Annotated in this window: 27 protein-coding genes and 1 pseudogene; 25 read left to right on the top strand and 3 right to left on the bottom strand. The window is 42.6% G+C overall.

Annotated elements, in window-relative coordinates; genetic code table 11:
- Nucleotides 1–93: 93 nt before the first annotated feature.
- From MHI01_RS10785 to MHI01_RS10775, 3 genes are all read left to right on the top strand, one after another.
- Nucleotides 94–561, top strand: a complete 468-nt coding sequence (locus MHI01_RS10785; protein WP_100529638.1) for a GNAT family N-acetyltransferase — start codon at nt 94–96, stop codon at nt 559–561.
- A 120-nt stretch (nt 562–681) separates the two neighbouring features.
- Nucleotides 682–2,298: a xylulokinase gene (locus MHI01_RS10780; protein ID WP_340984846.1), complete on the top strand. Its 1,617-nt coding sequence runs from the start codon at nt 682–684 to the stop codon at nt 2,296–2,298.
- A 296-nt stretch (nt 2,299–2,594) separates the two neighbouring features.
- The gene (locus MHI01_RS10775; protein WP_127544812.1) at nt 2,595–3,236 is read left to right on the top strand and encodes a FusB/FusC family EF-G-binding protein; all 642 of its coding nucleotides are present in this window, start codon (nt 2,595–2,597) and stop codon (nt 3,234–3,236) included.
- Nucleotides 3,237–3,365: 129 nt separating this feature from the next.
- On the opposite strand, the gene MHI01_RS10770 is transcribed toward MHI01_RS10775, so the two are convergent.
- On the bottom strand, nt 3,366–3,953 hold the full coding sequence (locus tag MHI01_RS10770) for an NAD(P)H oxidoreductase (protein WP_340984845.1): 588 nt from the start codon (nt 3,951–3,953) through the stop codon (nt 3,366–3,368).
- Nucleotides 3,954–4,199: 246 nt separating this feature from the next.
- On the opposite strand from MHI01_RS10770, the gene MHI01_RS10765 reads away from it, so the two are divergent.
- The 12 genes from MHI01_RS10765 to MHI01_RS10710 all read left to right on the top strand — a co-directional run bounded on the left by MHI01_RS10765 (nt 4,200) and on the right by MHI01_RS10710 (nt 11,245).
- On the top strand, nt 4,200–4,586 hold the full coding sequence (locus tag MHI01_RS10765) for a winged helix-turn-helix transcriptional regulator (protein WP_340983094.1): 387 nt from the start codon (nt 4,200–4,202) through the stop codon (nt 4,584–4,586).
- Nucleotides 4,587–4,622: 36 nt separating this feature from the next.
- The gene (locus MHI01_RS10760) at nt 4,623–5,090 is read left to right on the top strand and encodes an NUDIX hydrolase (protein WP_340983093.1); all 468 of its coding nucleotides are present in this window, start codon (nt 4,623–4,625) and stop codon (nt 5,088–5,090) included.
- Between the two features lie 69 nt (nt 5,091–5,159).
- A complete protein-coding gene (locus MHI01_RS10755) occupies nt 5,160–5,549 on the top strand; it encodes a hypothetical protein (protein WP_340983092.1) in 390 nt (129 codons plus the stop codon).
- 142 nt (nt 5,550–5,691) lie between these two features.
- Entirely contained in the window at nt 5,692–6,555 is an 864-nt protein-coding gene (locus tag MHI01_RS10750) for a DUF4085 family protein (RefSeq protein WP_340983091.1), read from the top strand.
- A 31-nt stretch (nt 6,556–6,586) separates the two neighbouring features.
- A complete protein-coding gene (locus MHI01_RS10745; protein WP_340984844.1) occupies nt 6,587–7,027 on the top strand; it encodes an oxidoreductase in 441 nt (146 codons plus the stop codon).
- A gap of 12 nt (nt 7,028–7,039) precedes the next feature.
- Nucleotides 7,040–7,327 (top strand): hypothetical protein, encoded by a 288-nt coding sequence (locus tag MHI01_RS10740; RefSeq protein ID WP_340983090.1) that lies wholly within the window; start codon nt 7,040–7,042, stop codon nt 7,325–7,327.
- 22 nt (nt 7,328–7,349) lie between these two features.
- Entirely contained in the window at nt 7,350–7,565 is a 216-nt protein-coding gene (locus MHI01_RS10735; RefSeq protein WP_340983089.1) for a hypothetical protein, read from the top strand.
- A gap of 46 nt (nt 7,566–7,611) precedes the next feature.
- Complete coding sequence (locus MHI01_RS10730) at nt 7,612–8,145, top strand: HAD-IIIA family hydrolase (protein WP_340984843.1); 534 nt, start codon at nt 7,612–7,614, stop codon at nt 8,143–8,145.
- Nucleotides 8,135–8,839, top strand: a complete 705-nt coding sequence (locus MHI01_RS10725; RefSeq protein ID WP_340983088.1) for a phosphotransferase — start codon at nt 8,135–8,137, stop codon at nt 8,837–8,839. Before MHI01_RS10730 ends, MHI01_RS10725 begins: the two co-directional genes overlap by 11 nt.
- A gap of 60 nt (nt 8,840–8,899) precedes the next feature.
- A complete protein-coding gene (locus MHI01_RS10720) occupies nt 8,900–9,040 on the top strand; it encodes a hypothetical protein (RefSeq protein WP_340983087.1) in 141 nt (46 codons plus the stop codon).
- A gap of 334 nt (nt 9,041–9,374) precedes the next feature.
- Nucleotides 9,375–10,229 (top strand): MBL fold metallo-hydrolase, encoded by an 855-nt coding sequence (locus MHI01_RS10715; RefSeq protein WP_340983086.1) that lies wholly within the window; start codon nt 9,375–9,377, stop codon nt 10,227–10,229.
- Between the two features lie 158 nt (nt 10,230–10,387).
- On the top strand, nt 10,388–11,245 hold the full coding sequence (locus MHI01_RS10710; protein ID WP_127544787.1) for a hypothetical protein: 858 nt from the start codon (nt 10,388–10,390) through the stop codon (nt 11,243–11,245).
- A gap of 134 nt (nt 11,246–11,379) precedes the next feature.
- Here MHI01_RS10710 and MHI01_RS10705 read toward each other — a convergent pair whose 3' ends face one another.
- On the bottom strand, nt 11,380–12,363 hold the full coding sequence (locus tag MHI01_RS10705) for a cation diffusion facilitator family transporter (RefSeq protein WP_340983085.1): 984 nt from the start codon (nt 12,361–12,363) through the stop codon (nt 11,380–11,382).
- Nucleotides 12,364–12,653: 290 nt separating this feature from the next.
- Here MHI01_RS10705 and MHI01_RS10700 point away from each other — a divergent pair, with 290 nt between their 5' ends.
- The 8 genes and pseudogenes from MHI01_RS10700 to MHI01_RS10665 all read left to right on the top strand — a co-directional run.
- Nucleotides 12,654–13,331, top strand: coding sequence for a response regulator transcription factor (locus tag MHI01_RS10700; protein ID WP_076252748.1), 678 nt, complete (start codon nt 12,654–12,656; stop codon nt 13,329–13,331).
- A complete protein-coding gene (locus tag MHI01_RS10695; RefSeq protein WP_315372199.1) occupies nt 13,328–14,704 on the top strand; it encodes a sensor histidine kinase in 1,377 nt (458 codons plus the stop codon). Before MHI01_RS10700 ends, MHI01_RS10695 begins: the two co-directional genes overlap by 4 nt.
- Nucleotides 14,705–14,771: 67 nt before the next feature.
- Entirely contained in the window at nt 14,772–15,902 is a 1,131-nt protein-coding gene (locus MHI01_RS10690) for an ABC transporter permease (protein ID WP_340983084.1), read from the top strand.
- Nucleotides 15,899–16,576 carry an ABC transporter ATP-binding protein gene (locus MHI01_RS10685; RefSeq protein ID WP_282318887.1) on the top strand — a complete coding sequence of 226 codons (678 nt, stop codon included), beginning with the start codon at nt 15,899–15,901 and terminating at the stop codon, nt 16,574–16,576. Before MHI01_RS10690 ends, MHI01_RS10685 begins: the two co-directional genes overlap by 4 nt.
- A gap of 164 nt (nt 16,577–16,740) precedes the next feature.
- Entirely contained in the window at nt 16,741–17,277 is a 537-nt protein-coding gene (locus MHI01_RS10680) for an NUDIX hydrolase (protein ID WP_282318886.1), read from the top strand.
- A gap of 86 nt (nt 17,278–17,363) precedes the next feature.
- The gene (locus MHI01_RS10675; protein ID WP_340983083.1) at nt 17,364–17,957 is read left to right on the top strand and encodes a DUF4304 domain-containing protein; all 594 of its coding nucleotides are present in this window, start codon (nt 17,364–17,366) and stop codon (nt 17,955–17,957) included.
- 42 nt (nt 17,958–17,999) lie between these two features.
- Nucleotides 18,000–19,007, top strand: coding sequence for a phosphotransferase (locus MHI01_RS10670; protein WP_340983082.1), 1,008 nt, complete (start codon nt 18,000–18,002; stop codon nt 19,005–19,007).
- 7 nt (nt 19,008–19,014) lie between these two features.
- Nucleotides 19,015–19,246: pseudogene (locus MHI01_RS10665) on the top strand (hypothetical protein); the annotation flags it as partial.
- A 152-nt stretch (nt 19,247–19,398) separates the two neighbouring features.
- Here MHI01_RS10665 and MHI01_RS10660 read toward each other — a convergent pair.
- The gene (locus MHI01_RS10660; protein ID WP_340983081.1) at nt 19,399–20,220 is read right to left on the bottom strand and encodes a DUF2785 domain-containing protein; all 822 of its coding nucleotides are present in this window, start codon (nt 20,218–20,220) and stop codon (nt 19,399–19,401) included.
- Between the two features lie 77 nt (nt 20,221–20,297).
- On the opposite strand from MHI01_RS10660, the gene MHI01_RS10655 reads away from it, so the two are divergent.
- Nucleotides 20,298–20,591, top strand: coding sequence for an RNA polymerase alpha subunit C-terminal domain-containing protein (locus MHI01_RS10655; protein WP_340983080.1), 294 nt, complete (start codon nt 20,298–20,300; stop codon nt 20,589–20,591).
- 282 nt (nt 20,592–20,873) lie between these two features.
- On the top strand, nt 20,874–21,380 hold the full coding sequence (locus MHI01_RS10650; RefSeq protein ID WP_036610454.1) for a DUF2569 domain-containing protein: 507 nt from the start codon (nt 20,874–20,876) through the stop codon (nt 21,378–21,380).
- Nucleotides 21,381–21,459 lie beyond the last annotated feature (79 nt).

The raw sequence follows: 21,459 nt of genomic DNA, 5'->3' as shown, positions 1-21,459 counted from the left end.
AGAAATATGATCTTATTTTTAAAGCGAGTTTTACTAGTGCAGTTAGATAGAGAAGAAAATAGTAATGATAATAAATGCAGGAGGGAATTCAAAATGGAATTTAGAAGAATAACTTGGGATAATTTTATCGAATGTATTGAACTTAAAGTCACTCCAGACCAACAAAGATTCATATCCTCGAACCAACATGCACTTGCTGAAGCGTACGTTGCCTCAGATGAGGGGCAGATTATTATTACTTTTGCAGTCTATAAGGAAGATAATATGGTAGGTTTTATTTCGATGTACTATGATGACGGGGATGGCAATTTTGATTATAGCAGTTATGGCATCTTCAAGATGATGATTGACCAGCGATACCAAGGTAAGGGATATGGTAAAGAAATGGTAGTAAAAGCAATCGAGTATGCGAGAACTTTCCCACGTGGAAAAGCCAAAGTTGTAGAACTCACCTACAAACCTGAAAACCTAGCTGCGAAGAAAATTTATGACTCTCTTGGTTTTATTCAAACTGGTGAAATATTGGCATGTGGCGAAGTACAGGCGGTATTAACTTTGTAATTGTCCGTTACAGCTCCAATCCTGCTCTTTCTTCATGAAATTTACACCTTGATTTGGGCTATTCAAATCACCTATTTCCGAATCGGGCGAAGCCCAAATTGAGAGAGGATGAATACGATGATGGATCAAAACTTGAAACAAGCAATAGTCAGGGGAGAAACTTCGCTAGGCATTGAATTTGGCTCCACACGAATCAAAGCTGTACTCATGGATCACCATTTTAATACCATCTGTTCAAGCAGTTATGAGTGGGAAAATCAATTGATTGGCGGTTACTGGACTTACCATATCGATGAAATGATTCATGGGTTGCAACAAACTTATCATCAATTAAAGCAAGAGATTGAAAAAAATTATGGTGTAACGATACAAAAAATTGGCTCAATCGGATGTTCTGCTATGATGCAGGGTTATATTGCACTTGATCAAAATGGGGAGTTATTGGTTCCGTTTCGTACATGGCGTAATGCCACAACGGGGAAGGCTGCATCAGAGCTAACCGAGAAATTCCAGTTTAAAATTCCAGAGCGCTGGAGCATCGCACATTTGTATCAAGCGATTTTGAACGGAGAAGAGCATGTTACGAACATCAATTATATTACGACGTTATCGGGTTACATACATCGGCTGTTAACTGGCAGTAAAGCTATTGGTATAGGGGATGCCTCAGGTATGTTCCCAATTGATGAATCCACACTGGAATACCATGAAGATATGTTGAAGAAGTTTGACGATATAATTGCCGACAAAGGCTACACGTGGAATCTTAAAGATATTTTACCTAAAGTGTACACTGCAGGTGAACATGCCGGATATCTTAGTGAAGCTGGTGCCCGACTGTTAGATCCATCAGGTAACTTGGAATCCAATATTCCACTTTGCCCTCCGGAAGGCGATGCTGGAACAGGCATGGTTGCTACGAATAGTGTCCAAAAACGTACGGGTAACATTTCCGTAGGTACATCGATTTTTGCCATGATTGTATTAGAAAAAAACCTATCTAGGGTATACCCTGAGATTGACATCGTGACTACACCTGATGGCAATCCTGTGGCTATGGTTCTTGCGAATAACTGCTCCAGCGATATTAATGCCTGGGTCGACTTGTTCCGTGAGTTTTATGAGGCGATGGGACAGAAACCCGATATGAACCAGTTATTCAGTGTGTTGTTCAATGAAGCACTGAAAGCTGACGCTGATGGCGGTGGCTTACTGAGCTATGGCTACTATTCAGGCGAGAATATTACAGGAATTGCAAAAGGTCGTCCGTTGTTCGTACGTTCTCCAGAGAGCCGTTTCAATCTGGCAAACTTTATGAGAGTCCATCTGTTTGCTGCATTTGCTGCACTAAGGCTCGGGCTGGATATTCTCACACAGAAGGAGCACGTAACGATTGAGCACATTTGGGCGCATGGCGGATTGTTCAAAACCCCACTAGTCGCTCAAAAAATGTGCGCAACCGCACTGAATATTCCCGTGTCGGTCATGTCTACCGCTGGTGAAGGTGGCGCATGGGGAATGGCTATTTTGGCTTCCTACATGGTTAATAAGCAGCAGCACGAGGGTTTGGCGGAGTACCTTACTACTAAGGTGTTTATTGATGCAGAAGGACAAGAGATTTCTCCAAATAGCGCGGATGTGAATGGATTTGCCTTGTTCATGGAGCGTTACACAGAAGGACTGGCCATTGAGCAGTCAGCGGTAGATCATTTCGTGGAAAATGGGAAAAAAGCCTGAGATGTAATCATATTTCTTGAACAGAGGAAATTGGAACGAAGCCCGTTGCCTACACTATGATGCCCTGTTATAATTTCGATATATCTATCGTATTGGGGGTTATGACGTGGCAATATGGATAATGCCGGATTGCTCGTTCGCTAGAAAGCCTTACGCAAAGCCTGAATAGGGGCGGACTTTGTGTAGGGCGCGACAAAAATGAGATTGTTGCCCTGAAATCAATATCAACATAATGTTACATCCCGCAGGCTTTGCACCTTATTTGTTCTTCCAATAAAAATAAGGGGCTGAACGCCATGCAAACACCATTTATTCAAAATCATCAATATAATTATATTCAAAAACAAGCTGATTTCCTGCTCAAAACGCTACGCTCGGTTGTGGATCCCAAAGTATTGGAAACCGTCCGTTATACGGTCGGCACAAATGCGGTGAGCAACTTCGATGAACTCACTCCGGGGCAGAAGCAACTGTTGGAGCAGTTATCCACGTACGAGACGACACATGAATTGCAGACGTATCTGAATCAGCTTGAATCATATCTGATTCCATATCCGCAAGTATCGGCAAAGCAGATCCAAAAGCTGTTTCCAAAGGCCAAAAAGCTCAAAGTGCCGGATCTGGAGTTAGTCGATTACGCACGTACTACCTATCTGAGATGGACTGACATTGCGACGAGCCGTTTGTTCATCGTGTACCCGTACGAAGGCAGATTCCTCGGTATTGAGGGACGGATTACACCCACGAACAAAAAAGGGTACTGCATGTTCTGTCATCGTCATCAGGAGCTCGGATTCTTCAACGTGAAGACCAAGGCTCATTCGCCAGATAACTTTTCTTCCATTGCCCAGTACGTATGCATGGATAACACAGCTTGCAACCATAGCATTACCGATATTACTATGCTGGAGAAGTTTCTTCTCTCGACAGTAAAATAATGCAAGACACACAGGCAGGGTCGCTCTTCGGAGCGACCTTTTTGCCGTGTTCAAGTATAGTAATCCGCTATTGAACGTACCACAAAACTTCAGAATTCATATTCGGGTCATACCTTTTTTCTCATACGATCATGGAGTCGGAATATCGTTGGCATAGTTCAGTCCCAAGTGATGTGCATGGTTCAGCAGTACCTCATAATGCTCAGGCTTGGATTCCAACGTTTCATATAAAAACTCAACCCTCGATTGGGACACGCCGCAGTAATCGGCAATTCCCACATTGAGCAGGTTGGCGATCGATTGACCATAGTTGCGCTTCTGCACCTGTTCTTCCGTCACACCCGAAAGAGCGATCCACAATATCTGCTGATGAGGGAGCTTATTAGCGCCATAGGCAAATCCGTTGTTCATGACACGATCTACATAACCTTTCAACATGGCTGGCAGATGCCACCACCAGAGAGGAAACACAAAAGCCACAGCATCGTGTTTCTTCAACCGCTTAATCTCGGTTTCAACCTCAGGCGAGAACACCTGATTTTCTTGGGTATAGTCTGGTTCATCCATCTCTCGGAGAATTGGATCGAAGCCAATCCCATGCAAATCCAATATCTCATAACCGTGACCAGCATCGGTAAGACCCTGTGCAAAACGTTGAGCTACCTGAAAGGTCAAGGAGTCTTTTCTTGGGTGGGATACTACAACGAGTACGTTCATCTTATCTTTCACTACCTTTCTGGATTGCAGTCTTGTAGCCATAAATCAGTGGCTGATGCTATTATAAACAGGTATGAAAACATCTGGAAGTACGCACTTTGATGTTCTATAGGAAGAATGAAGTGCTATAGGAACATTAAAGTACCCTAAATGGATGCCTCGAAATAGGCTCAAATAATAGAAAAAAGAGCAGTAAAAAGATTATATTTTCACTTGGGATACAGCCTATTTATGGAGGGGTTCAGAATGACAGAACATGGAGAAACGAGTGCTCCAAAAAAATATAAAGTAGGCGTGGAAGCGGCCTTGGAAGTAATGGGTGGGAAGTGGAAGCCTTTGATTATTTATCATTTGATGACAGGACGTAAACGCACGTCGGAGCTTCGAAGATTGATACCGGACATTACACAGAAGATGCTGACAACACAGCTCAGAGGACTTGAAAAGGATGAGATCATACAGCGCAAGGTATATTCAGAGGTACCTCCCAAAGTGGAATATGAGTTAACGGACTACGGCTGGGGACTCAAGCCCGCCCTGGATCATTTATGTTATTGGGGAGAAGAGCATCTGGACAAAATCCACGGGGATAAATTTAAAGTTATGGAGGATTTCGATTCTCAGGAAAGTTGAAGAGAGGGGCACAAGAAGGTGGATGGTACAGAGCACATGAAACAGGTAGTTCCCATTCGTTGTGAAGGCATTGCTGTAGTTCTGTTGAAGAAAAGCCTCGATCAATACCGTGTACTGATGCTAAAGCGGGCTGGTCGTATGTTGCATAACGAGTGGTGTTATGTTGGCGGCGGGATAGAAAAGGGCGAGAAGGCATGGGAAGCTGCACTTAGAGAAGTTCACGAGGAGACAGGTATTACGGAAGTCCGGTTGTATTCTGCCAATCAATTCGAACAATATTATTCACCTATGGGGGAGTATATCTATACCGCTCCCGTATTCGTAGGATATGTAGATGAAAGCCAGGTTGTCCGGTTAAATCATGAACATACCGAGTACCAATGGATGACGTTTGACGAAGCCAAAGAAAATGCGGCATTGCCTGGGATTGATAACATTTTGGATTTTGTTGAAAGGCATTTTGCCAGAAAAGCCCCTTCCGAGTGGCTTCGGATTAATGGTTAGAATAATTAGGAGGTGGAACTCATCACATACAAGACGATTTATCCAAGAGCATGGTTGAGCCTATTATGTATGTTGGTCATTGAAGCTATGTTTTTCAGAAATATTATTTATGATGAAAATGGTATTATGAAGTACTTCCTGATCGTTATATTGACCTTTATTCTCGGTTATATCGTTTTTCTGCTCTGGCGTTTGTTTTTCACTAAACCCAGTATTACGCTGGAAAGCGATCATGTGATTTCTATGAAACTTCAGAGATATGATGCATCTCAGATTGAGTGTATTTATATGAATTACAGACGGATTGGCATCAAACTCTATGGTAAACGGTTAGTGCCGATGGATCTATGTTTTTATTTTCAACGAGGTCAGGAATCCACAGGCGTAGAAGCTGTGCATGAATGGGCGGCGCGAAACAACAAAGAGATCAAACATAAATTTTTTCAAACCTTGGGGTAGAACAGTGTTTGTGAATATAAGGAATCGTTGAGGCTGAGGATTTTGGAGGCGTAGCGATGCAAACAATAGAGCAGTTTCTAACGAGATCAGGTCTATGCTTCAATAGCAAAGTAGATTCTATAAATCAGCAGGAGAGATGCATATGAAATATCTAACAAAAGAATGGTATGAGCTTTGTCAGCAGACACATCTTCATTTTGGTTTAAGAGTACATAACGGAGCTAACAAGTTAGATGAAAATCTATTTTTAAGGCTGTATAAAAGAAAGGAAAAAGCGGATGTGAAGCAGGAGCGAGAGTTATATAACTTGGACCCACGTTACATGCTGGAGCATAATGGACAGGTGCTCACTCGCGTAGACAAAGCTTTCGGTGAGGAAGAAGTGACTGAAGAGGATCAGATCGTATTTCACATGCCTCCGGAAGAACGAGCGCATATAGAGAAACTCATTGCAGAATATGATGTACGTCCTCCGTTTGATGAGAAGAAATGTAAGGAAGAGTACAAAGAATCGATGGAGTCGAGTTTTCAATACAAGGCGGAACATTTGCCAAAGGAAATCGTTGAACAAATTGCGGATATCCGTGTATTTACGTTGGGTTATTGCACGAGAGAAGTAATGCTACAGTTAAAGAAACAGAGTGAAGAAAATAGGAGAGAGATGGAGCGTGTATCGAATGAATACAGGGAAGCCATTTTAGCGCAGGATATTCCCGATGAAATTCGTAGCCGGATTCAATTTCATGATTGTACAGTGACAGAACTGCTGACAGGGGATGAAGTGGTCATTCGTTTTGACACCCGTGGGGGCTTCACCAACATAAATAAACTTACGCTGGTTGCACCCGAAATCATCAAGCAAGACGGTGGGATTGTAGGCAGTTACTGGCTGTATCAAGAGCTGTATCGAATCGATAACGGATATGAGCTTCATGTTCTATTTGATGGAGAGCATATGCCTGAATTGATTGTTCGCTGTGCTGATATCCTCGTAGAGGAAGAATGAGAGAGCCTAAGGGGAAGAACATGGAGGAAATATAGTGAAGATTAGCACCTTAGAAACCAAATTAGCTTCAAGATACAATGAGTTCGATCCTGAACAGGATGGGAATAAAAATACGAAGTTCTCTGACATTATTATTGATGGTACATCGCTCTATCAAAGGCTGAAAAAACATGATTTGGTACCTTGTCTCGGATGGGGAAGCGATGAATATCAAAGGCTTCTTATTGATTATTTTTTACTTAAGAAACCACATGAATCCATGTATTATAGATATCCCATTTTAGTGTGTCCCTGGTGTGGGGATGAGGAGTGTGGATTTATTTCTGTAAAGATTGATAGGGAAGAGGATGTTGTGATCTGGAGAGATTTCATATTGAACGACAAGAAACTACAGGTAGGCCCGTTTTATTTTGGTTGGGAAAATTATAAACAGGCCATCGAAAATACGTTTGGTACGGCAGGAATTCAGTAAGGAAAAAGGAGGATGCAGGAAATAGAGATGGAATGGACCACCAGTACATTTGGTTATTTATCTACTCCCGTATTTGTCGTGGGCTTTGCATGTTACTTCTTTCCTGATTTTCTATACAAAATATTTGTCCTGATGAGATATCGAGAAATTAAACCGAATTACGAGTTTGAAGATAACCCACCTAATAGTGATATCCCTAAACATATCGAAATAATATTAAAAGTACTAGGCACCATAATGGTTATATTAGGGATGATATGGTTTTGGTTTTCAGAAGAGTTTTATAACATATTATTTTGACAGCAAGGAGTTGAACACCATTTTGGAGTTTTATGGAGCTTTAGTAGTATCACTTATATGTTTAATTGTCGTTCTTATCTTTGCAGCAATTGTACGTCATGCGATAGATTCATCCAAAACATCGAAAAAGCTGGATGTATTAATCAAAGAAGTACACTATCTGAAAACTGAGATTAGAAAATTGCAACACCATAAGCAGCAAGATGGTAGTAAGCATATTATTGATGAGAAAGTATAGATGAACGACAAGACTTGAAATTTTTCTAAGAAGGGAACGGACCTTGATGAACCCACAGGTGAACGTACAAGCTGTTTTTATAGACAGAGATGGAACAATTGGTGGTACAGGTCATTTTATTCATCCGAGAGATTTCAGGTTATACCCCAATGCTCAAGAAGCAATTATGCATTTAAAACGAGAAGGAATTATGGTACTGGCTTTTACGAATCAATATCGAATCTCACGTGGAGAAGCGAGTGTTGAGGATTTTGAAGAGCAATTTCGCGAGTACGGATTCGATCACTCCTATATATGTCCGCATGAGCAAGAATGCAGTTGCAGAAAGCCTAAACCCGGAATGTTATTACAGGCATCAGAGGAACTTGGTCTGGATTTATCCAAATGTATCGTTATTGGAGATGTAGGAGATACAGACATGCTTGCTGCCCATGCCGTAGGAGCGACCAAGATCATGGTGCGAACAGGCTGGGGGGAATCTTCATTAACCAAATTCAGAGACAAATGGATGGAGACCGAACCTGATTATATCGCAGAAGATATTTGGGATGCCGTACAATGGATCATTCATGGAAGATAATTCAGATCCTAGTTATTATGAGGAGAACCATATGTTAATTAATCCAACGATTAATGAGATCAATGACTTATTCAAGATGCATCATATCGACGAAGAAATATCTGAAATTCAAAGTTTGTCAGGTACCACAGCTGGACGTGTTTATCGGTTGAGTACAAGTCTGAATAAGCACTATATTTTGAAATCAGATGAACCCGAACAGATTCACATCGCCCAGCAGTTTTTGGATACGTATAAGAATTCTTCGTTACTGCCTGAAGTTTTGTTGACGGATCCGGATAACACTTATTTCATTTATACGTATATGGAAGGTACGACCCATTTCAACCGGGGCCAGAAAAGAGACTGGTTAACTCGTCTGGTGAAAGAGTTATTCAATACATATGTGCGTTCTTCAGAGACGAAATCATGGGGCAGAATGGAGTTCCCACAGAGGACCTGGAAAGAATTCAATCAGATTAGTATTCAAGAAGCAAAGATGAATATCGGAAGTGTTTTAACAACAGATGATTATAATCTGGTTCAATCTATAGTGGACCGCCTGTTTCATGAGCAAGAAGAGAAGTTTCTTTTGCATGGCGATACTGGGGTTCATAATTTTGTGTTTGCTCAAAATGAACTCATCGGCGTCATTGACCCATCTCCAATGGTTGGGCCTATCCTCTATGATTTCTTGTATGCTTTTAGCTCTTAGCCGGATGATATCAACACCGAAACATTAATTGCTACGTTCGAACTTTTAGAGCAAGTAGATATGGATAAACCCAGATTGATAGAAGAAGCTCTGGTCCATCTGTATTGCCGAATTGGGCTGAGTAACAAGCATCATCCGGATGATCTGCCTGAGTATTTAAAGGCATGGAATGAATGGAAACGACTATGTCATGAATTTTGAACTAGCAAAGCTTTAAAGCTATTGCAAATGCCGTAGTTCAGACTATACAAGACAGGAGAGATATCACAAGTTGGATAACAAAAATAGTTTGCATAGTCCGAATGGATGGACCTCCGATATGCTTCATGGCGACTTACTTGCCAGTAAAGAACTTATCTATGACAAGTGTGGCTTTGTATGCTCACAACCACATGAAGAAACACAAAATGATTGAAAGAGGTGATTCCATTGGTAAATCCATAAACGGAGAAAAATCCATGTATTAGCTTGAATAAGCATGCGGTTTTTCTCTGCCTATGATATGAAAATAATCATATAGAGGAGAAGAATTGACATGTTAAATCAATTAAGCGATTCCATTTATTATATGTCCAACGATAATGATAGAGAAAGACCGGTACTAGGCTTGGTGTGTGGGGAAAAACATAGTCTGGTGATCGATGGTGGAAATTCGGTTCAACATGCCAGAGATTTTATCGAGGAAATTCGATGCTTAGATGTGCCGCCCATTCAGTATGTGGTTATTACGCATGCGCATTGGGATCATTTTTTGGGAATGAATGAATTCGGTGCGACGATTATCGTTAATCGTTTAACTAATAAGCGCTTGAATGAATGGAGAGATTATTCATTTGATGATGCTACACTATGTAAGTATGTAGAGGCCAAAAAGATTAGTGCACACTGTATGGCGGTTATACAGAATGAGATACCTGAAAGGGAGTCTTTTGTGTTGGGTAGATCGGGTATCGTCTTTGAACAATACCTCGAGATCGATCTAGGAAACAAGGTCTGCATGCTGGATCAGATTCGAAGTACGCATACGGACGATTCAACCATTGTATATATTCCGGATGAAAAGACAATTTTCCTTGGAGACAGTCCGTATTCTACAACGACTCGTTCGTTATTTCATTATAAGCAGGATTTGTTATTACCGATGATACAGGATATCGAGCGATACGATGCGGAGCACTTCTTGTTAGGGCACGAGTCCATATGTGATTCTGAAGAGATGAAAATATTCTTCGAACAGCTAATCGCTTGCAGTAAATCAGTGAAAACTGCATCCTTGGAGGAGGCCATAAGTTTGTTTGAAAGAGAACAGCGGCGTGTTCCGGTGGGGGATGAGCTCTTTTTTCTAAAAGCAATGGTTAATGATCGAATCTTGCAGGTCCAAAAAGATTAGATAGTCCTTATATTGTTATCCCAGTAATGGTTTAGGCAGGCAGCTGGCTATATAGTCAGCTGTTTTTTTATAGCGGCTCATCTTTGAAGAGCTAACGGACTTAATGAGGTAAACTATAGTGAATATGTATTGCTTTTATAGGGAGGAGAGATCGCTTAATGACAAATTCCTACGAGATACCCCATTTGCTGAAAGAAATCATCACATGGGAGGAAGAGATTAAACAGGAAGTTCCTTATTTGGAGACACCAACAGGTTATTTTCTACAATTTGATCCACATGATAATGGCGGGTATATGAGTTCTCCAGTTGACGCAATCATGTTTGCACGTACCGGAATGGGTGGTATTCATTTCTCCTTCTTGACTGATTTTGGAAATGTTACTGATTTGAGTGTAGTGCCTATTGTTCGGGTTGATCCCATGGCTTTTGGAAGTTATGCGAGGATTGTAGCTAGAAATATTAGAGATTTTTTTGCCTTTGGATTCTCGGGACATGAGGGACTTCTGTTGAATGAATTTGAATCGAAACAACAATATTTGGACTACGTTAAGGAGCAAGAGGACAACACGAGCGAAAGTGAGTATTTTGACAAGAAAAAGTGGGACCGAGAACAAGAGAAGGTGAGAGATTTGGCTGTGCAACGTTTTGGATTTCAGCTTATCCATGACGGATACTCCTATAGTAAGGAAGTTCGGCAAACAAGGAGAAATGAAGTTATTTTAGATACCTTAGATGGTCTTGGTGTTGGAGTGGGAGATGCATTGGTGGATTACTCCAAGAGAGTAGTTCCTCATCCGTGGCATGAGAAGGAAATTTCGTATGATCAAGATGAACAGCTTATATCCTATATCTCCAGTGCAGAGCAGGTAGGACTGTTTAGTTTATTACGAGATGTTCAGGCACAAGGATTCGATAATAGTGATGTGTTTCGAGCGATCCACAACCGATTTGTTTCGCTTGGATTGTCTGTGGAGGAACAAATGCTGGCACGTTATTTACACAAGTTATATTGAATGTAAAATATAATTTTGGTGGCAGGCAGCCGGTTTGCAGAGAAGTAGTACTTACTAAATAAATAACAGGGCAGAGCTCCATCTTACGGAGCTTTGCCCTGTTTTCGTTTGCACTATCAGTAACGTGGAATTAATTAATGATGATGATGCGCATGGGCATCTGGTGCGTCGCCTTTGACGGTACATAATACCGAGGTATCGTGCAGATGTTTTTCGGACTCCACTTGGAGCGTCACATGTTTGATTTCTTTATGTTCCAGCATATGTTCAATCTTCTGAACCAGGATCTCGGATGCATAGACATCCATCGTTCCATCCACCACGATATGAGCGGTCAGCGCGTTCAAGTTACTGGTAATGGACCAGACATGCACATCATGAACGCCTTTGACGCCATCGACTTGTTTGATGGTCTGCACCAGTTCATTCACATCGACATTGGCTGGAGTGCCTTCCATCAAAATATGCAGGGATGATTTGGTGACATAGAAACCACTTCGTAATACCAACGCCGCGACAATTACACTTGCAAGTGGATCGGCCCAACCCCAGCCAAAGAACATCATGAGCAGGGCTGCCGCAATGGCCCCAACCGATCCCAGCATGTCGCTAATGACATGGAGATAAGCACCGCGCATATTCAGATTATTTTCCGTATCACTACCTCGCATCATGATCCAGGCCACCAGAATATTGATGAGCAACCCAATGACGCTGATGATCAACATGCCTACGGTTGCGACTTCTGGCGGGTTGATGAAACGCCCAATCGCTTCGTAGAAAATGTAGAGTGCAATGGCGATTAACGTAATTCCGTTTAACGTAGCGGCCAAAATTTCAAATCTTCTGTATCCGTACGTTTTGCCAGTATTCACCGCTTTTTCACCAAAGGTGAACGCCAGCAAAGCGATCCCGAGCGCAATGGAATCGGACAACATATGACCTGCATCCGAGATAAGCGCGAGACTGTTGGTGATGAATCCACCAATGGCTTCAACGATCATATAGATGGTAATAATAATGAAGGAAAACAACAGGACTTTCTTGTTATTGGTGGTGTGAGCGTGGTCGTGTCCATGATCGTGCCCTTGGTTCTGATTTTGATGATGTCCAGACATATAAATCCTCTCCTTTGGAGCGAAGCTCCGTTATGTAATATGATATCTACTGTGGTTATAAATGATCTTTAGCGATGGTTACTCACTAACAAATGAATATATGAGCGTCTGTTCATATGTTATGAATTTATTATAGTTCTGCCTCTTAGTAGTGTCAACCAGATTTAAGAAAATATAAACATGTCGAGTTTATCTCCATGCGTGTGCTGGCGAATGAGATTGCTTTTATGCTACCATCTGTGCAGGATCAAAGTGAGATGTACTTGTTACATAGAAGGGCGGACAACCAGATGAAACATCTGCTGCTGGCAGACGATGATGCGAATATTCGAGCACTCCTGCGGCATGTCATGACCAAGGAAGGGTATCGGGTCCATGAAGCGCAAGATGGATTGGAGGCGGTCAAACTGATGCAAGAAACGCCGATCGATCTGGCGATCCTCGATGTGATGATGCCCGGCATGGACGGACTGGAGTTATGTGATTACATTCGGCAGCACTACGATATTCCAATTATGTTGCTGACGGCACGAGATCAGCTATCTGACAAGAGAGATGGTTATTTGAAAGGAACAGATGAATATGTGACCAAGCCATTTGAACCGGAAGAATTAGTCTACCGGGTAAAGGCGTTATTTCGTCGGTACCATCGCACATCCAGCGATATTATCCGTATGAACCGGATCGTCATTGACCGTAACAATGTGGAGGTTACCGATGGGCAATCCATTCTCTTTTTACCGATGAAAGAATTTGAATTACTCTCACAGCTTGCCCAGTTTCCAGGGAGGTTGTTCTCGCGGGATGAGCTCATTCGGCTCGTTTGGGGAGCAGACTACGAAGGAGATGACCGTACCGTTGATGTACATATCAAGCGATTGCGTGATCGTTTTGCCGATTATACGGACGATTTCATCATCCAGACTGTGCGGGGTATTGGTTACAAGATGGAGGTGAAAGCACCTTGAGGACCTTGTACGTCCGGGTATTCCTCATTACAATTGCCGTGATTATGGTCAGCGGCATGCTTGGTTTTCTTTTGTCCAACATCTACTATCATACAAAGCTCAAGGATTTCAATGATGAGAAGCTGGTGGGCATCGCGATGCAAATGAAGCAATTTGTGGAACAGCAACCCGGTACAATGGAGGATTATCTGAACAATGCTGCCGCACTCGGGTACGAAATCTATGTGACGGATGGAAAAGGCAACGACCAATTCTACGGCCGCGAATTTCGAGAGAAAGATTTGGACAAACAAGTTGTAGAACTGGTGTTGAATGGTGAGGTATACCATGGCGTCGCCCAGTTTCCAAGCAAACCGTTCATTACCGGCTTCTTTGATAATCAATTAAGCAATACCGTGGGTGTTCATCTACAGCTAGGCAGTGCGAATTACGCCCTCTTTATGCGTCCGGATGTAATTCTGCAATTCGGTGAGCTACGGATCTTTTTTGCGCTGATTGGAGCATTGACGATAGGTATTAGTATCCTGATCTTTCTAATCAGTACCCGTTATCTGGTCAATCCGATTGAACGTCTGTCCGAGGCAACCAAACGTATTGCGCAAGGAAAATATAATCTGAAATTGCCTACCGCACGGCGTGACGAGATTGGGCAATTGGCCCAGCATTTCATGACCATGAGTCGTGAATTGGAGAGGGTAGATCAGGCGCGGCAGCAGTTTGTATCGAATGTATCGCATGAGATTCAATCACCGTTGACCTCGATTCAGGGTTTTGCCCAATTGGTGGCGGATCGGGATCTGCCTGAACAGGAAAGAGAGCACTATGCATCAATCATTGAGGAGGAGAGCCGTCATCTCTCTTTGCTCAGCAAACAACTGCTACTCCTGTCCTCCCTAGAACAAGGCAACGAAGATCTGAGCAAAGTAAAGTTCTCTCTGCGAGATCAATTCCGGCAAGCCGTTCAGGTGCTGCAATGGCAATTGGAAGAAAAAGAACTGTTGCTTCGGATTTCGGTGCCTGAATCCATCCAGCTAGTCGGTAATGAAGTGCTGCTCATGCAAGTTTGGATGAATCTACTGGGCAATGCGGTGAACCATCTACCACAGGGAAGAAGCATTGAGATTCACGCCGAGCAGACAGATAACCAGTGTGTGATTCAGATTCGGGATACAGGAGACGGAATTGCTGCGGAGCATCTGCCTTTCCTGTTCGATCGATTCTATCGGGTGGATCGTGCGCGGGAACGTTCTTCTGGACGAACCGGGCTTGGACTTGCCATTGTGCAGAAAATTATCCGAATTCATGACGGTACAATCGAGGTTTCCAGTTCGCCTGAGGGTACGGTCTTTATCGTGACACTTCCGCAGATGTAATCTGTTATTCATTTGCCGTTCATTTTCGCCTCCTATACTTGGATTATCAAGAGGGAGGTCACAGAACATGTACTTGGCTATTCGGGAAATGAGGTATGCCAAAGGGCGCTATGCCTTAATTGCTACAATCATGGTGCTGGTTTCATTTCTGGTACTGTTTGTTACAGGTCTTGCACAGGGGCTGGCGTATGATAACGCAGCTTCGGTCAAAAATATGGCAGCAACCCACTTTGTGCTGGAGCAGGATTCGAATCATCGGTTCACCCGGTCACAAGTGGATCAGGATCAACTTAATCAAGCTCGCTCCGTGGTGGGGCAAGAGAACGCTGAGCCACTCGGTGTGAAAATGACAACCGTCAGTCCAACCGGCGACACAAAAAAGATCGATGTCACGCTGTTCATGGTTAATCCGGAGGGCTGGCTTGCTCCAACGGTGACTGAAGGGTCTCTGATTACGGATCAGACAAAAGGGCAGGTTGTGGTGGACCAAAAGTTGTCTGAATCTGGTGTCACGATTGGTACCGTTCTGGTCGATCAAGCTTCGGGAACGGAGTGGACCGTTGGTGGATTTGTACAAAATGAGTCCTTCAGTCACTCCCCAGTGGTGTTCCTGAATGAACAGGAATGGCTTACGCTTCAAGGAGGTTCACGAACTTCGCAAGGTTCAGCAGACACCAATGCCAATGCTCCGATATACAATGCTATTGCGATTAAGGATGGGGGCGATCAGGTAGACCGCCTGAGTGCTGCAATGCCTAATATGGAAGTCATCACAAAGTCGGATGCCGTATCGGCCATTCCTGGATATAAGGAAGAGCAGGGATCGTTGCTCATGATGATCGCTTTTCTATATGTCATCTCGGCGTTTGTGCTTGCGGTATTCTTCTATGTCATCACGATTCAGAAAACGAGTCAGTTCGGGATATTAAAAGCCATTGGAACGCGGAATGCTTATCTGGCGGGTAGTGTTTCGTTACAAGTATTAGTTCTGTCGGTTGGCAGTCTGGTCATTAGCGTACTGTTGGTTCGACTGTTCGAGTCCATTCTACCAGCATCGATGCCGTTTCAATTAGGCTTGTCCACCCTCGCACTGACCTGTGTATTATTCATACTCATGTCTGTGGCGGGTTCGTTATTCTCGGTGTGGAAGGTTAACCAAATTGATGCACTTGATGCGATTGGGAGGACAGCAGCATGAGAAACCGATTGGTATTGCAGGGAATTACACAGACCTTTGAAGATGGCGGCAGCAAACGCACGATTCTGGACAAACTGGACCTTGAGGTTGCCGAAGGGGAACTTGTGGCCGTAATGGGGCCTTCCGGCTCGGGCAAAAGTACATTCCTGTCCATTGCTGGCGCACTTCTTGAACCTACGGAGGGGCAGGTTCTACTGGATGGGGCCTCGATTATGGGTAAAGGCAAACAGGAGATATCCGATATGCGGCTTCAGCAGCTCGGCTTTATTTTTCAAAGTGCTAACCTCATTCCGTATCTGAAAGTAGAAGAACAACTCATGGTGGTCGCAAAGCTCGCCGGAACGGAAAAAAACAAGGCGGAGAAGCGCGTTCATGAGCTATTAGACACGGTGGGGTTGACCCATCGGCGGAAGGCATATGCAGAGAAGCTGTCTGGCGGAGAACGTCAGCGGGTCGCCATTGCACGGGCATTGATGAACGATCCGGCTGTCCTGCTCGCAGATGAACCAACAGCCAGTCTGGATGCGGAACGTGGGCTGGATATTGTAGGCATGATTGCACGGCTCGTGAAAGAGCAGGGCAAGAGTGCAGTGATGGTTACGCATGATGAGCGGATTTTGCCGCTCTGTAGCCGGGTTCTTTTTTTGGAAAAGGGAAAGTTGGTACAGCATTAGAAGGAGAATGGTCTGAGAGTCTGGAGAGAACACTGATTCAAGGCTTAAGGGCAGAGAGCGTAAGAAGAGGGTCACGTACTCCCCGGTGGGAAGGTGGCCTTCTTTCTGTGTTTTCGACTATAATTGGAAGAATAGTGGAATTAGATAGAGAGGATCGGGTGCGGATGAGTAGCTTGAGTGCGGAACTATTTCCGGCGCTGAGTACGTCGATTCATTGGGGAATTATTGAGGCGGAGTTCAGATTGAACGACATCGTGGATGAAAAGCTGGTGAGTAATATTAGCATCATTCCGTTTGTCGGGGATCAATGTGTTGTCTTCCAACTGGATAATGGAGCCTGGGAGCTGCCTGGGGGGACGCTTGAAGCAGGTGAGCATTATATGGATGGGTTAAAACGTGAACTGATGGAGGAACTTGGGGCAGAAATGCGGTCCTATCAGATCTTTGGTCAATTCTATTGCACATCCAGTGCTTTGGAACCGTATCGACCGCATATCCCGCATCCCCATTTTGTACGAATCATTGGATATGGAGATGTTGAACTTGTCGGTGATCCGCTGAATCCGGAAGATGGCGAGCAGGTGGTTGCAGTTGAAGTAGTAGAGATTGATGAGGCGATCCGAAGATTCCAGGAACAGAACAGGCATGACATTGCAGAAATGTACAAACTGGCTCATATGCTACGAGAAGAAGCTAAATAGTATTTTTATAAATTAGAACAAGCATGATTTTGAACAAAAAAAGGTAACAACGTATTAAATAAACTTTGCCTTGGGAGTGATATCTAATGCAGGAACTTTTTAAGAAGATCATCAATACAGAAGTCAAACCCGTATTTGCCAAACACGGCTATTCCAAGAAAAATCTGAATTTCTACAAAGCGGATGGAAATCTCGCATACAAGTTCAACATTCAAAGAGCAAAGTATAACACCATTCGTCAAGTCCAGTTTTATGTTAATTGTGGTGTTCATTCCACCGAACTTGCGGAGTTGCATTCCGTTGGATTGAATGGAGACATATTGGAGTTCACATCTCATTTTACCTGCCGAATCAGAGAAATAGCCCCTGCCGCTCCGGCCCACTATACCTTAACGCCTGATATCGATCCAGACGCTTTATCGAAAGAACTGGTGTCACATTTGGAAGAGGGCATTTCATTCCTACACTCGCTGACAGGGGCCAGAGATATAGTCCATTATTATATGGATAAGACAGCGCTACATTTAAGCGAAGTAACCTTCCGCTTCCTGCTAAAAGCCGGCGATACGGAAGAAGCCAAGCATTATTTACAGCAACTGCACGCCAAATACGGAGCCGAAAAGCGCTGGACGATATTAGAAAAGAAATATGCAGCCGTTTTTGCCGAGTATGGATTGTAAACTTTGCTCCAGACAAATAGCCAAAATGAAAGGGGATAACATATGAACGATACTCAATATAATTTAAATTTTGAGAAACTGTGTAATGAATTACAGCTTGGTGATTTGATTAGTTCGCCCAAGCCGATTTCAGGTGGTCTTCTTCATCGAATGTACGCCATTGAAACGACGCAAGCTAATTATGCAGTTAAGGCATTGAATCCCCAGATCATGATAAGACCTACTGCTGTGCAAAATTATATTGATTCAGAAAAAATAGCAAGCGTGGTAGCTGAACATATCCATGCTCAACCTGCAAAAAGGTTAAAGGGTGCTTATATGCATAACATTGATAATCAATTCTATCTAATATTTGATTGGATTGAGGGTCAACGTTTGGAACAAGATGAAGTTACTATCAATAACAGTTTTCTGATGGGAACGATCCTTGCAGATATCCACAAAACGGATTTTAGACAACTAGAATTGGATAGTTCACAGGTGACTAATTCTAAAAAAATAGATTGGATGTTTTATCTGAACAAAGGAAAAAATGAGAATTCGGAATGGATTGAGATTTTGGATTCCAATATGGATAAGCTGTATGAGTGGAGCATGAAGGCTAAGAATTCATCTTCAATTCTAGCATCCGATAATGTTATTAGTCACAGAGATCTGGAGCCTAAGAATGTGATGTGGAGAGAAGACATACCTATTATTATAGATTGGGAATCGGCAGGTTATATTAATCCAATGCATGATCTGGTAGAAACAGCTGTGTATTGGTCAGTAGATAGCTCTGGAAGTTTAAACAAGGGGAAGTTCTTGGCTTTTATAGCTGGATATGAGAAGAGAGTGGGTAGTCTAACAGCCAATTGGGAAGTGGTTCTGGATAATGGTTTTGCTGGAAAGTTGGATTGGCTCGAATATAGTCTAAAACGGTCACTGTGGATTGAATGTACGGACGTAGATGAACAGTTAGTAGGAACATCACAAGTCATTTGGACTTTAGATGCTTTAAAACAATACGAAAATATGATTTCAGATTTTAAGATCTGGTTGAATACTTAAATAAGGAACACTCAAAACATGCGAACAAGGACATTCATATTATAAAAAAAGTGATTGTCCAACCTGTCCAATGTGCGAAGCTGAACGTAAGCCAACAGAGGGATTTCTAGCCTTTCTGTCAGCCCGCCAGACGTGCTTTGGAGAATGAAGGCATTACGACACTACTGCAACTTGCGGAGTACACGGAGAAAGAGATCCTGATGTTGCATGGAATCGGGCCATCTGCCGTGCCCGCTTGAAAGGCTGATCATCTTCATTTATCAATTCAATCTTCTACCCCTTGCTCAATCTACCGGGTTTCTCCATTTTTTTTAAGCACAAACGTCCCATGTTTACCGTTCCTTCCAGTAATATGTCTGAGATAAAGGTGTTAATTTGGAAGGACTGATAATCATGAGTAATATACGGGTTCTACTTTATATAATGTGTGCTCAATAGTTGGACCGAGATCAGCATCCAATTGGTGAAATTTAATCCTGAAATATAGACTTTTTAGAAAGTTTTTTATATTATTTTTTTGCCTAAACGAGGGAAGAAATTCTGGGTCTTTCTCGACATCACCAAAACGTTCAATCCATTGCTTTATGTAAGTCTGACTAAGTATCTTTCTATTTAAGACACTAATGATGGATTTCACCATTCTTTCATCTTCCCCATCGGAGTATACGCAGTCTGTAACGGTTATCTTTTGATAAACTAGGTCGAGGATAGTTAAGAGATCCGTCTCATCTAGTTCGGTACATTGAGCTAAATCATCCAAAACATCTGCTGCGTGTGCTATGGCATGAGCCCAGCCTTTTACTTCGTCATATCCACGGTAATCACGCTCTTTTTGTACATTGTAGAATACGTTCTCTTTGATCTGATGAATGTGTTCTTTTGAGAGAAATGGTGATTCTCTATGTCTGGATAAAAAGAGTGATATAACCAACATAGAGAAAGATCGAGTGAATACAGCGTCTGAATTCGTGTCTCCAAGTCTAAAATGCAAATGGTTTTCATCCAAGACTACGGGTAAGATTTGCTCTAGTTCGTACACAGTCAGAGCATGAGCAGGAATCCAATTCGATAAGGTTGTGTAAATTAATTCATCACGTAGCTGGGCATCCAAAGAACCGATGTTATGTATCATTTCTTGTACTAATGGAAATATATCTGAAGGTGCTTGGTAGTCATTCTCTTTTATTAATAACAACTTGTCTTTTAATTCCATTCTACACACTCCTATGAGTAAACTATCATTCAGGTTGCCTTGGTTATATTATACAATTTATAAGGAGTGATGCCCACATGGCAAACGATAAAGGAACACTCAGAACATGCGAACAAGGACATTTGTATTATAAAAAAAGTGATTGCCCAACCTGTCCGACGTGCGAAGCTGAACGTAAACCGACAGAGGGATTTCTAGCCTTATTGTCAGCTCCCGCCAGACGGGCCTTGGAGAATGAAGGCATCACAACACTACTGCAACTTGCGGAGTACACTGAGAAAGAGATCCTGAAACTTCACGGAATCGGGCCATCTGCCATGCCTAAACTGCGAAACGCATTGGAAGAAGAGGGATTGTCATTTAAGAAATGACCCTCTTCACTCCTGTCATTTAATCCACAACGGAAGTAATCTCCTTCATCGTTACCTGATAAAACTAGTAACCTGTGCCTTGACACTCGTAGTACAATAAGGAAGTTGTGTAAAATTCTATATGAGAGGAGGACGGAGAGATCGCTATAAGGAGAGTGTGAAAATACATACAACGCACGTGAAGTAAAGGGATAGAAGCACCCGTAGATTCGATTGGCATTATTACTATTACGAGGAAGACTCATCTCAGAAAAACAAAACTGCATAAGGAAGTGTTACGAGGTGGAACCACATATTGAAGAGCAAAAAACAGACTACCGTCCACTAGGTGTGTCGGGATTGGGTGGTTGGCTGATTCTCATCCAGATTGGATTATTTGTTACGGTAATTCTACTTGCAGTGCAATTATTTCAGCAGATAATACCCACATTCACAACTGAGACTTGGGAAATGCTAACTTCCAAACAATCAGACTATTATCACCCATTATGGGGTCCAGTACTTATTTTTGAGATGGTGTACAATACGCTGTTTTTATTATTCAGTGTATATACAATTTTTGTGTTTTATAGCAAGAAAGCAATATTACCCCGTCTGATGATAATCTTCTATGGTCTCAGTCTGATTGTAGGTATTATTGATTACCTATTATTGCTCCAGATTCCGTTAGCAAAAGAATTGGAAGATGGAAGCTCGATCAGAGAAATTGCTAAATCTGTCATCACTTGTGCCATTTGGATTCCTTATTTTATCAAATCCGAGCGAGTTCATAATACATTTGTAAGATAAATGGTAAGCAGGAAATACCCGATCTTGGATAGAAGCTATCTGAGGTCGGGTTTATTTGATACATATTAAGGAGATGACA

The sequence above is a fragment of the Paenibacillus sp. FSL M7-0656 genome, from assembly GCF_038003225.1.
In the GTDB taxonomy this organism is placed as follows: domain Bacteria; phylum Bacillota; class Bacilli; order Paenibacillales; family Paenibacillaceae; genus Paenibacillus; species Paenibacillus amylolyticus.
Note: the sequence above shows the minus strand (reverse complement) of the source record. Positions and strands in the feature narration are given on the sequence as shown.